General features: G+C 54.9%; 11 protein-coding genes. 8 read left to right on the forward strand and 3 right to left on the reverse strand.

What is annotated here, in order from left to right; all coding sequences use genetic code 11:
- Nucleotides 1–52: 52 nt before the first annotated feature.
- The 4 genes from B2310_RS05305 to B2310_RS05320 are packed head-to-tail and all read left to right on the forward strand — an operon-like array spanning nucleotide 53 to nucleotide 3,361.
- Entirely contained in the window at nucleotides 53–304 is a 252-nt protein-coding gene (locus B2310_RS05305; RefSeq protein ID WP_173381982.1) for a hypothetical protein, read from the forward strand.
- Nucleotides 305–339: 35 nt separating this feature from the next.
- Nucleotides 340–1,152 (forward strand): thymidylate synthase, encoded by an 813-nt coding sequence (locus tag B2310_RS05310; protein WP_173381981.1) that lies wholly within the window; start codon nucleotides 340–342, stop codon nucleotides 1,150–1,152.
- A gap of 15 nt (nucleotides 1,153–1,167) precedes the next feature.
- Complete coding sequence (locus B2310_RS05315) at nucleotides 1,168–1,653, forward strand: dihydrofolate reductase (protein WP_173381980.1); 486 nt, start codon at nucleotides 1,168–1,170, stop codon at nucleotides 1,651–1,653.
- Between the two features lies 1 nt (nucleotide 1,654).
- Nucleotides 1,655–3,361 (forward strand): histidine kinase N-terminal 7TM domain-containing diguanylate cyclase, encoded by a 1,707-nt coding sequence (locus B2310_RS05320; RefSeq protein ID WP_290729212.1) that lies wholly within the window; start codon nucleotides 1,655–1,657, stop codon nucleotides 3,359–3,361.
- 13 nt (nucleotides 3,362–3,374) lie between these two features.
- On the opposite strand, the gene B2310_RS05325 is transcribed toward B2310_RS05320, so the two are convergent.
- Nucleotides 3,375–4,841: a leucyl aminopeptidase family protein gene (locus tag B2310_RS05325; RefSeq protein ID WP_290729215.1), complete on the reverse strand. Its 1,467-nt coding sequence runs from the start codon at nucleotides 4,839–4,841 to the stop codon at nucleotides 3,375–3,377.
- Between the two features lie 94 nt (nucleotides 4,842–4,935).
- On the opposite strand from B2310_RS05325, the gene B2310_RS05330 reads away from it, so the two are divergent.
- From B2310_RS05330 to B2310_RS05345, 4 genes are read left to right on the forward strand one after another with little or no spacing between them, the layout of a single operon-like run.
- Nucleotides 4,936–5,940, forward strand: coding sequence for a porin family protein (locus B2310_RS05330; RefSeq protein WP_290729219.1), 1,005 nt, complete (start codon nucleotides 4,936–4,938; stop codon nucleotides 5,938–5,940).
- A gap of 19 nt (nucleotides 5,941–5,959) precedes the next feature.
- Complete coding sequence (locus B2310_RS05335; protein WP_290729222.1) at nucleotides 5,960–6,973, forward strand: calcium/sodium antiporter; 1,014 nt, start codon at nucleotides 5,960–5,962, stop codon at nucleotides 6,971–6,973.
- Between the two features lies 1 nt (nucleotide 6,974).
- Nucleotides 6,975–8,555, forward strand: coding sequence for an MBOAT family O-acyltransferase (locus B2310_RS05340; protein WP_290729225.1), 1,581 nt, complete (start codon nucleotides 6,975–6,977; stop codon nucleotides 8,553–8,555).
- 9 nt (nucleotides 8,556–8,564) lie between these two features.
- Nucleotides 8,565–9,734 (forward strand): alginate O-acetyltransferase AlgX-related protein, encoded by a 1,170-nt coding sequence (locus B2310_RS05345; protein ID WP_290729228.1) that lies wholly within the window; start codon nucleotides 8,565–8,567, stop codon nucleotides 9,732–9,734.
- Here the strand turns inward: B2310_RS05345 and B2310_RS05350 are convergent.
- Complete coding sequence (locus B2310_RS05350; protein ID WP_290729231.1) at nucleotides 9,731–10,975, reverse strand: nucleoside recognition domain-containing protein; 1,245 nt, start codon at nucleotides 10,973–10,975, stop codon at nucleotides 9,731–9,733. The genes B2310_RS05345 and B2310_RS05350 overlap by 4 nt on opposite strands.
- Before the next feature lie 79 nt (nucleotides 10,976–11,054).
- Nucleotides 11,055–11,690: a phosphodiesterase gene (gene yfcE, locus B2310_RS05355; RefSeq protein WP_290729235.1), complete on the reverse strand. Its 636-nt coding sequence runs from the start codon at nucleotides 11,688–11,690 to the stop codon at nucleotides 11,055–11,057.
- Between the last annotated feature and the right edge of the window lie 14 nt (nucleotides 11,691–11,704).

Genomic DNA, 11,704 nt, shown 5'->3' on the forward strand with positions numbered 1-11,704 from the left:
AATAGATTTAAATCCCTGGCCCCTGCGGGTCGGGGATTTTTATATTTGAGGCATGACAAGACTTGACGAAATTCTGCAGTCCCTCGGGGCGTCGAACCACGACCTGGTGGAAAAGCTTCCGGCCAACCTGAACCACAAGATGGTGCAGAAGGCGCGTTTGGGTAAGAAACCCGTGCCGAAACACACTCAGGATTTGATATTGCAGGCGCTGAACATGCTGATGCGTGAAAAGGCTGTCGCCGAGGACAAGGCGGTTTGCCAATATAAACGTGTGGAAATATTCCCGGCGGAGCCGGAAACGTGAGTTTTCTGATTCCACTTTTTTTATAATTTGGTTATATGCGACAGTACCTAGACCTACTTCAAGATATTATCGATAACGGCGTGGACCGTTCCGACCGTACCGGCACCGGCACCCGTAGCGTTTTTGGTCGCCAGACCCGCTTCGACCTTTCGAAGGGATTCCCGTGCCTCACGACAAAAAAGTTGCATTTGCGCTCGATTATTCATGAGCTGCTGTGGTTCTTGAAGGGCGACACGAACATCAAGTACCTGCACGACAACAAGGTGACCATCTGGGACGAGTGGGCCGACGAGAACGGTGACCTGGGTCCGGTTTACGGCCACCAGTGGCGCAGCTGGCCGACCCCCGATGGCGGCCACATCGACCAGATTCAGAACTTGATCAACAGCCTCAAGAACAATCCCGATTCACGCCGCCACCTGGTGTGCGCCTGGAACGTGGCCGAGGTCGACAAGATGGCGCTTCCGCCGTGTCATTGCCTGTTCCAGTTCTACGTGGGCGGAGTGGGTGCATCTGGCAAGCGCAAGCTCAGTTGCCAGCTTTACCAGCGCAGCGCCGACATGTTCCTCGGGGTGCCGTTCAACATTGCTTCGTACTCGCTTTTGACGTTGATGCTTGCGCAGGTGTGCGATTATGAGCCGGGTGAGTTCGTCCATACCTTCGGTGACCTTCACCTGTACAGCAACCACTTTGACCAGGCCCGCGAGCAGTTGTCGCGCGAGCCGCGCAAGCTTCCGACCATGAAGGTGAATCCCGACGTGAAGGATCTCTTCGAATTCAAGTTCGAGGACTTTGAACTCGTCGATTATGACCCGTGGCCAACCATCAAGGCTCCCATCGCGGTATAGGCTGGGTGATTCGGTATGCTTGTTTCTGCTATCGTTGCTGTTTCTAGGAATAATGTCATCGGTCGCGATGGACACCTCCCGTGGCACCTGTCTGCCGACCTCAAGCGTTTCAAGGCAATTACAACTGGTCATTCGATTATCCTCGGCCGCAAGAACTACGACGACATCGGACGTCCGCTCCCGAACCGCACGAACTACGTGCTTTCGCGGAATACGGCGTTCGAGGCTCCGGGGTGCACGGTGTGCCGGAGCCTCGGGGAGGCCTTGGAAAAGGCCTCTGCCGCCGGAGAAACGGAATGTTTCATCATCGGCGGCGCCGCCGTATACCGCGAGGCGATGCCGCTTGTGAAAAAGTTGTACCTGACGCGTGTGCTTTCCGATGTCGAAGGCGACGTGTACTTCCCGGATTGGGGTGATGGATGGCACAAGGTGAGCGAAGAGGCTTTTGCTGCCGACGAAAAGAATGATTTTGAAACTTTGTTCGAGGTCTGGGAACGATAAGATGCAGAAGGGAATGGACGTCTCCAGAGTAATCAAGAAGATTTTGGCGAGGCTCCTGACGCTAGCCCTGTTGCTGTTCTTTATTGCTGTGCTCTTGATTGTCCGCGATAACGGTATTTCGCCTTCTATCACGCATCTCAAGTGTGCTGGGAGCATTTTGTACAAAGGGGAAACGTTCGAAGTCCCTTCAATTTCGAACTATGTGCTTCCTGAAAATATGGCGAAGGGTGATACAGTCACTTTAAAGTTCGCGCTCCCTTCGGAATTGAAACCGAAAACGGTTCTTCGGTTCAAGACTTACCATATGATGGTCGAGGTTGTCGAGGACGGACGTGTCGTCTATTCATACGGCAAGGAAAAACAGATGAAGGGACGCATGGTGGGAAGCGGATTCCATTATGTTGTCTTGAACCAACAGGCTTCGAAACATCCCCTGGAAATCCGTTTTGTCCATGCTATCGAAGGAAATCTTTCCGCATTTTCCGAATTTGATTTGCTCCCGGCCCAATATGCCAATAGCGATTATTCGTCGCGCCATGTAGTTGCACTTGCGGTTGGCGTATTCCTTCTGCTGTTTGGCTTTTTGTCCGTGCTGATAGGGATCGGAATCAGCTTCCATGGAATCCGGGGGTTCCGTGTCACCATGATTGGATTCCTTTCGTGTTCGCTTGGAATATGGACATTGTGTTATCAGAAACTGCTCCAGATTGTCTCGTACAACTTTGCTTTCAATACGACTCTGGAATACTTCAGCCTCTATTTTGCGCCGATTCCGTTTTTCTTGTTGCTGCTTGACATGCGGAAAGGTAAAATCGCCAGTTGGAAATGGTGGGGAACTTTTGCATTTGTGGCCGTTGAAGTTGCGTTCCTCCTGGTAACGACGTTTCTCCATGCGCTTAATGTGGTATGGTATCCCTTCTCGCTACCGTTCTTCCATGTGTTTGTTGCGATCGCCTTCTCGTATCTCCTGTTTTTTGGTGTGCTCTACAACCGCAAAATCGATTTGTCGGGTAAGTTCCTTACCATGGGCGTTGTGGTGTTCGGTTGTGTCGCGCTCCTCGACTTGATGCGCTACCATTTCTGCAAGTATTTCTTGATAGATAACCCGATTCTTGATATGACGTGGATTCCCTTTGGGACCCTGCTGTTTGTCCTTTGCCTTGTGCTGAGTTACATCATTTATCTCTTCCAGTTGCTAGAGTCCAAGGCCGAAAAGGATGTGCTTTCGACGATGGCGTATGTGGATTCCTTGACGGGACTTTTCAACCGTGCCAAGTGCCAGCAGATTTTTGGATTCCTGGACAAGTCTCCTGCCGACTATGCAATCGTGAGCATTGACATGAACGGCCTCAAGCTCGTGAACGACAAGTACGGCCACATGGCGGGCGATACCTTGATCAAGGCGTTCGCGAACGTGTTCAAGCAGTCGCTCGCCGGCATAGGGACTGCAATTCGCATGGGTGGCGACGAGTTCCTTGCGATTGTCCGTAGCGAACATATTGCGGAAGTAGAATCGTCGCTCGCAAAGCTTTTGCAGTTGCAGAAAGATTGCAAGGAAGAACTGCCTATTTCGCTGGAAGCCGCCTATGGAGTGGCCTACCGTAGGGAATGTGGTGAGAACGCTACGGCGGAAATGGTTTACCAGGAAGCCGACAAACGCATGTACGACATGAAGTCGCACATGAAGTCTAATCTGGTCCGCAAGTAAATAGTTCGATTGCTTAGTTTGTCTGCGACATTTCGCGGGCAAGCTCGATTAGAGTCTGCACGCCGAAACCGGTGGCGCCGTATTCGGTGTACTTCCACTTCTTGGTCGAAAATGCGGTGCCTGCGATGTCCCAGTGCGCCCAGGCGGTATTCTCGGGGACGAATTCTTGCAGGAAAAGTGCTGCGGAGATGGCTCCCGCGTCGCTTCCCGTATTCTTGAGGTCGGCGAACTTGTCCTTGAGCGCATCGGCGTATTCTTCTTCGAGCGGCATGCTCCAGAATTTTTCGCAGCAGGCTTCGCCGCAGTTGATGACCTTGAGGGCGAGATCGTCGTCGTTGCTGAAGAATCCGGCGACGGCATAACCAAGTGCGCGGACCATGGCTCCGGTAAGTGTGGCGAGGTCCACGATGTGCGTCGCTCCGATTTCGCCCGCTTCGGCAAGTCCGTCGCTGAGTACGAGCCTGCCTTCGGCGTCCGTATTGTCGACCATGACGGTCTTGCCGTTCTTGGCCTTGAAAATGTCGCCCGGGAGGACAGACTTGTTGCCGATGGCGTTTTCGGCGAGGCAGCAGACGGCGCTTACGTGAATCGGAAGCTTGAGCGTAGCGATGGCCTGGATGGCGGCGAGCGCGGTAGCGGCGCCACTCATGTCACTGATCATTTCGGGCATGGATTTGGGCGGCTTGAGGCAGAGTCCGCCGGTATCGAAGGTGAGGCCCTTGCCGACAATCACGAGGTGGTCCTTGGACGTGCGCTTGGCGGGCTTGTAATCGAGCGTAATCATGTACGGCTCGTGCGAGCTGCCCTTTCCGACAGTCACGTGGCCCATGAAGCCTTCCTTTTCGAGCTGCTTCATGTCGCGCACCTTCACGGTAAGGCCCGGAGTGTATTTCGCGATGGTCTTTGCGTTTTGAACAAACTCGGCGGGGTAGAGGTCGGCGGCGCAGGTGTTGATGAGGTTCTTCGCGAGCACGACCGCCTTGTTTTCGATGGCGACTTCTTCGGCAATTTTCTTGAAGGCGCCCGCGCGGTCACCCGCGACAATCTCGTAGATCACCTGGAAGTTGGGCTTCTGCTTGCTCTTGTAGGCGTCGAACTTGTATTCGGCGTAGTGGAGTCCGTGGAGGATGGCCTTGAACTGTTCGTCGGCGGCATCGGCAAGGAAAAGGCTGACGCAGGCAATCTGTTTTTTCATAGCGCGGCCGGCAAGGCGGTAGGCGGCCATGCGCAGGTGATCGAGGGCGGAAAGGCCGCGCTCTTTTGCGGCATCTACGAAAAATGTGGGCTTGGCGTCGATTTCGAGGTATTCCAGGTCTTCGAACGGACCATCCTTCATGCCGTTGAGGACGGTTTCGGCTTGGGCGTTGCCGGTTTCGGTCAGCACGCTGGAAAACTGGATGGACTGCTTGACAAAAAACAGCGCATAGGCCTTGCTTTCGGAGGCCTTGGCGGATTCGGTGGTGACAATGTTCAATTTCATGTCCATAAAGATAGCAATGTGCTGTTCTGCGAAATGAAAAAAATGCTATAATGTTGAATGTTAGAACTAGTTGAACTTAAAAATGGAGTGCAAGATGAACCTCAAATTTTGCGTTACCGCTATCTTTGCGCTTTCTGCAGCCGTATTTGCTGCAGATGCGGCAGTTCCTGCTGAAGTGGCTCCTGCTGCGGAAGAGGCTGTTGCTGAAAATCCGGCTCCGGCAGCACCCGAACCGGGCGCTGCCGAAGTTACCGCTCCTGGAACGGCCGAATCTGTCGAATCAGCTCCGCAGCCGGCAGAACCGGTTGTTGAGCCAGCCGCCGAACCTGTTACAGATGCGGTTGCGGAACCGGCGCCCACCGAGGCCGAGCCTGTGATGGATGGGGAAGTCCCTGCACCAAGGGCAGTGCGTGGCGTCCCGGCAGATGCTCCTGCGGGTTATCCCTATGCAGAAGAAGCGAAGCCCGCGCCCGAGGCTCCGGCATTCCGTCGTCCTGATCCTGTCCCGATGACGTTCTCTGCCGGTGTCCAGGCCTTTATCGGGATGAGTAACCTGTATGACAATAATTGGGACCTTAACGAGTCCTATGACGGTGTCGAATGGAAGGCGGGTGCCTTTGTCCTGATTCCGCTGAACGAATATACCATGGGATTCAGGATCGGCGCTTTCTACAGTCGCAGCGAGACGAGCGCCTCGTATGCCTATACGAGCGACCTTTCCAAGGAAGCCCATGTGAAGTTTAAACAGGACAAGGTCGATGTTCCGCTCCTGTTTGTCTTGAAGCCGACATATTCCCGCTTTACTATCGACATGGGTGCGCAGGTATCTATCCCGGTGCGCGATGAGTTCAAGTATTCCTATGAGAAGTCGAACGGGGACCAGGTAAATCGCAAAGCCGACATGATTGATTTGGATTACCGTGCATCTATGGATTTTGCTCTTGTCTTTGGCTTTAGCATCCGCGCGAACAAGTACTTGTCCTTCGATCTACGGACGGATTGCGGATTCTCGAACAATTACGAGGGTGTACCCGGCTGGCGCATCAACGATTTGACTCGCACCTCCCTGATGCTTGGCCTTTCCATTTACGCTTTTTAAGCAGGTCTAATTCTTGTTTATGATTCTTCCGATTTTCGCTGTAGTCCTGGGATTGGGTGTCCTGGTATGGAGTGCGGACAAGTTTGTTGATGGTGCGGTAGGTGTCGCCAAGTTTTGCGGCATGTCTACGCTCCTTATCGGTATGGTTATTGTCGGGTTCGGCACCTCCGCTCCGGAGATGGTTGTCTCGGCGATTTCTGCCATGCAGGATGCTCCTGAACTTGCCCTTGGTAACGCTTACGGGAGCAACATCGCAAACATTGCCCTCATTCTCGGCGTGACAGCGATTATTTCGCCGGTTATCGTGGTGCGGAAGGCTCTCGTGCGAGACCTGCCCGTGTTGATTGCCGTTACGGCTGTTGCCATATTCCAGGCGTTGGACGGCTCCATCAGCAGGCTCGACGGCATTGTCGTGCTGCTCGTTTTTGCGGGCGTGTTGACCTTCAATATCGTGAGCGAGCTTCGCCAGAAAAAGGGTGCCGCTGCGGAAGAACCGGCTGCGGCGGAATTGGGCGAGAGCGAAAAGCTTTCTCTCGGAAAGTCTATCCTGTGGCTTGTGCTCGGGCTTGCGCTGTTGGTGGCGAGTTCTCGCGCGCTCGTGTGGGGTGCAGTTGAAATTGCTCGTGCGCTCGGCGTGAGCGACTTGCTGATTGGTCTTACGATTGTCGCCGTGGGTACCTCGCTCCCGGAACTTGCGAGTTCCATTGCGGCAGCCCGCAAGGGCGAGAACGACCTCGCCATTGGCAATATTATCGGGTCAAACCTGTTCAATACGCTCCTGGTGGTTGGCATCGCTGCGACGATTGCCCCGATGCATTCCTTCAGCGCTTCTATCCTGAGCCGTGACCTGCCGGTCATGGCCGTGCTGACTGTTCTCCTGCTGCTGTTCGGGCTTCCTGTGCGCAAGAGCAGGGTCGGTGCGGATGGCAAGCGCATTGGCCGCATCAACCGCCTCGAAGGTACCGTGTTTCTCGTTGCCTACGTGGGCTATATCGGCGTGCTTATTGCGCAGGCGACCGGAGTCTTGAAGTAGCGTGCTTTTCCATTCCTGGTATTTCATTCTGTTTGCGGTCGCTGTCGTAGGGCTATACTACGCGGTTCCCGTGGGCAGGGAGAATGCCTGGGGCGGCAAGTTCCGTCGCATACTGATTCTTGTTGCGAGCCTCTACTTTTATGCGGTGTGGCGACCCGAGTACCTTGCGCTTATCCTTGCGACAATCGGCGTGGATTACACGATGGCGCGCTTTATCGAAAGGTTTGGCCGGAGTGCGGATGGCCGTTTTGAAGGTTTGCCCGGCGCGGATGCTAAGGCGAATATTAAACGGCGCATCGCGCTTGCAGTTTCGCTGAGCTTTGACCTCGGGCTTCTGTTTGCGTTCAAGTACCTGGGATTCTTCGAGGAAACGTGGAATGCGGTTGTTGCCCCGTGGATGGGGAAACCTTTGGACTTGCCCAAGTTGCTGCTCCCAATGGGGATATCGTTCTACACGTTCCAGAGCCTGAGCTACGTGATTGACGTTTATCGCGGGAAGATTCCCGCATGCAAAAGCATTGCGAACTACGCGCTGTACGTGACGTTCTTCCCGCAGCTGGTGGCTGGCCCTATCGAGCGCGCTCCGCACTTGATGCCGCAACTTGCGCTCGAGCACCGCTTCGATTTGGGCGACTTGCAGGCGGGCATGTTCCGCATATTGCAGGGGTTCTTCAAGAAGGCAGTGCTGGCAGACCACCTGGGCGTATTCGTGGATGGCGTGTTCAATGGTGTTGCTGCGGGCCACGTGTCGGAACTGTCTCCTGTAGAACTGATTCTTGCGGGCATATTCTTTACCTTCCAGATATACTTTGACTTCTCGGGCTACTCGGATATCGCTATCGGCATCGCGCGGATTTTTGGCGTGCGGCTGATGGAAAATTTCAACGCGCCCCTGCTTGCGACAAGCATTTACGACTTCTGGAAGCGCTGGCATATTTCGCTTACGAGCTGGTTCCGCGAATACGTTTACTTTAGCCTCGGCGGTTCGCACAAGGGACGCCCGCGCGCTATCGTGAACGTGCTTGTCGTATTTTTCTTGAGCGGACTCTGGCACGGTGCTGCGTGGACTTTCGTGGCGTGGGGCGTGTGTCACGGTGTCGCGTATGTGCTGGAACGTCCGTGGCGCAAGCTCCCGGTAAAGCACCCGTGGCTCGGTCGTATCAAGACTTTTGCGCTTGTCGTGCTGTTCTTCACGCTGTTCCGCGCACCGGATTTTGGCACGTGGCTCAACTACATTGCCGGCATATTTAATTTCGGGCCGTTCGAAAGCCTGACGCAGGCGTACATTGTTCCTCACGATGATGCTTTCCTGAAAGGTCCTTTTATGTTGTGCGGTGGAAATTGTGCGCATTCGCTTTTCTGTGTCGATAACGATGCTGTGCATATTCCTGCAGCCCTTGCTGTGCTTGCGGGCCTTTTGATATGGGGTATCCGCTCGCTTGTGACTCGCGGTGGAACTCGCGGCTGCGTCGTGGGCGATGAGCCCGGTGTATGGCGCTGGACCTGGGGCCTCGTTTATTTGCTTGCCATTATTTTCCTCGGCCGCTTCAGCGGGCAGGGTTTCATTTACTTCCAGTTCTAGGGGGCGACGGTGGATACAAAGACTAAAATCGCTCTCTGGTGTGTTCGCGGGCTCGGCCTGCTTTCCATTGCATTGCTGGTGCTGTTCTTTAGCGGAGCCTTCCCGCAGTGGTTTACCGGCAGGGGAGACCTGTTCCGGCTTACTTCTGCAAAGCCGTTCAAGGAAGATGTCGACAAGCCGTACCATCCCGATGAAAGCGTGCATACGGCCCCGCTCGATTCGGGTATCGTGTGGTGGCTGGGGGATAGCTTCAGCCGCGTGCAGTTCGGGCACAAGCCCTTGCCCGAAGAGGTTTCGGATAAACTGTCTGCGGAAAGAATCGGGAAGGTTGCTGCGGTGGATTACATTGACCTGCAGGGTTCCCCGAAGTCGCTGTTTGCGCTTGCCGCTGCCCGCGCGAAGGAAGGGAAGCCCGTTCCGAAAGTCATCGTGGTGGAATGTGTCGAACGCAACGTGTATGTGAACTTCGGTGCGAATGCGGTATTCGATTATGGCGACGTGGCGCCCTGGAACGAGGGCAAGGGCCTAGGCTCGAAAGTCAAGCGCATCCGGCGTCGCGCCTTCCTCGAGGCTCCGGGAACGGTCGATTTTAAACTGCGTCGCTTCCCGCCGACGGCCGCCGTGCGTGAATTGACGGATACATGGCGCTATTCGTTCTACAAGGATACGCATCCGGGGGCGGACGAGGGGTGGATTGGGGTTGGCACTTATCACGAGACGAAACCGTTCCTTGCGTTTGCGGAAGATACCGCCGGTGTGCTCCTTGACAACAAGAATCTCGATGAATACGAGGCTGTAGCGGAACACCTGAAGGGGCTGGATTCCTTGGCGAAATCCTTCGGTGCGCGCCTCCTGTTTGTGATGGCTCCGAACCGGAACCTCTTTTGGCGCGATGATGTGAATGACTGGTTCTTGACTATGGGATTGCCGACGGTGTCACCTGATGCAAAGCACTACTTTGACTTTTACGATATGCTTGATTCTGCTGGCATCGAGAACGTTGACCTGACGGTTCCGTTCTTCAAGGCGCGTAAGGCCGGTAAGGATATTTTCTGGAAGACTGATTCCCACTGGAACGGAAACGCGCACGAAATTGCGAGCGATTCGATTGCCGCAAAACTTTCAATAATGCTGTTCCCGAATAAGAGGCTGGTGACGCCTCATGTCGTTAGTTATTAGACTGGCGGGAAGAACAGGTACGCGATTGCAATTGCCGAGATGATGCCTACCGCATCGGAAATGAGTGCACAGGTGAGGGCGTGGCGCGTCTTCTTGATGCCCACGGAACCGAAATAAACCGCGATGATGTAGAACGTGGTGTCGGTTGCGCCTTGGAACATGCTGCTGAGGCGCCCTGCAAAGCTGTCCGCACCGAAAGTCTTCATGGCGTCAATCATCATGCCGCGCGCACCGCCTCCGCTCAGGGGCTTCATGAATGCGGTGGGGAGAGCGGGAACTACGTCGTTGCCGATTCCGAAGCAGGCGAGAACCCACGAGATTCCGTTCATGACCAGGTCCATCGCCCCGCTGGAACGGAATACGGCAACTCCCACGAGAATGGCGACCAGGTAGGGAATGACCATGACTGCCGTGTGGAATCCTTCCTTTGCGCCTTCGATAAACGCCTCGTAGGCCTGAACCTTCTTGTAGACGGCGAGGGCCATGAACGCAACAATCAGGCCGAGCAATACGATGCCGCTGATGAAGAGGCTCGTGGTTCCGATGGCTTCGGCAGTGAGGTGGCTGAAGTAGACCATGATGGCGATGACGCAGGCAGAAAGCCCGCCGAGCCATGCGACCGTCACCGGGTCCTTGAGTTTTACTTTCTGGAAAAAGCTGATGGCGATGATGCCCGCGATGGTGCTGAAGAACGTAGAGAGGAGAATAGGGAGGAATACGTCGCTCGGGTTTGCCGCTCCCATCTGGGCGCGGTACGTCATGATGCTCACCGGGATGAGCGTGAGCCCGCTCGCGTTCAGCACGAGGAACATGATTTGCGAGTTGCTTGCTACGGTCTTGTCTTCGTTCGGGTTCAAGTCCTGCAACTGCTTCATCGCCTGCAGGCCCATCGGAGTGGCCGCGTTATCGAGCCCGAGCATGTTCGCGCTTATGTTCATGAGCATCGTGCCCACGACCGGGTGGTCTTTCGGAACTTCGGGGAAGAGCCTGCTGAACAGCGGGGAGACGATTTTTGCGAGAATCTGTACGGCTCCCGCCTTTTCGCCAATCTTCATGATGCCGAGCCAGAGGCTGAGTATGCCAGTGAGGCCGAGGGCGATTTCGAACGCGGTTTTCGACATGTCGAACGCGCCCATGATAGTCTTGTTGAAGATTTGGGTGTCGCCGAAGGCGATCCACTGCACCATGCACGCGATAAATGCGCCAAAGAAGAAGATGAGCCAGATGATGTTTAAGACCATGGCTTAAATGTTAGTAAAAAAAGTAGGATGGGAGTGTGAGATGTGAAGTGTGTAATGTGTAATTGAAAACCATTTCACATTACACATCACACATTACACATTTTAATTCGCTGCCGTCGTCGAGCCTGTGGATGCTGAATTTGGCGGGGGAGGCTGCGGTCGCGCTTTCGTAGAGGGCGAAGGTCGGCGGGTTTCCGCCCTTGGGGAGGCTCGTGGAACCCGGATTCACGAGCAGGACTCCCTTGAAGTTCTTTTCGCATTTCCAGATGTGCGTGTGCCCGTAGACGTACGCATCGACGCTTCTGCCGTTCAGTTCCAGGTCGTTCGGGGCGAGCGTGTGGAGCGCATCTGCGGGGAAGCATTCCGGCATAAAGATGTGCCCGTGGCTCAGAAACAGCGTCGTTTCTGCGGGCGTAGCGCCTGCGCGGTCATCTTTCACGACAGCAAATTCATCCTCGATGGGCATGTCGAGCATCATCAGGTCGACATCTGCATCGCAGTTCCCGCGGACCGCGACGATGCGCTCCTTGTAGGGAGCAAGCGCATCGACGACTCCCATGGGGCCGTGACCCGCCGGGAGCGGGTTGCGCGGTCCGTGATAGAGCGTGTCGCCCAGCAAAAAAATTTTGTCGCAGTTGAATTTCTCGAAAAAAGCAAGCGCCTGCCTTGCGGCGATGGCGGAACCGTGAATATCGGAGAGGATAAGTGCGCGCATCTTGTTTCCTGAGC

It is taken from the genome of Fibrobacter sp. UBA3629 (assembly GCF_002374005.1).
Lineage (GTDB): Bacteria > Fibrobacterota > Fibrobacteria > Fibrobacterales > Fibrobacteraceae > Fibrobacter.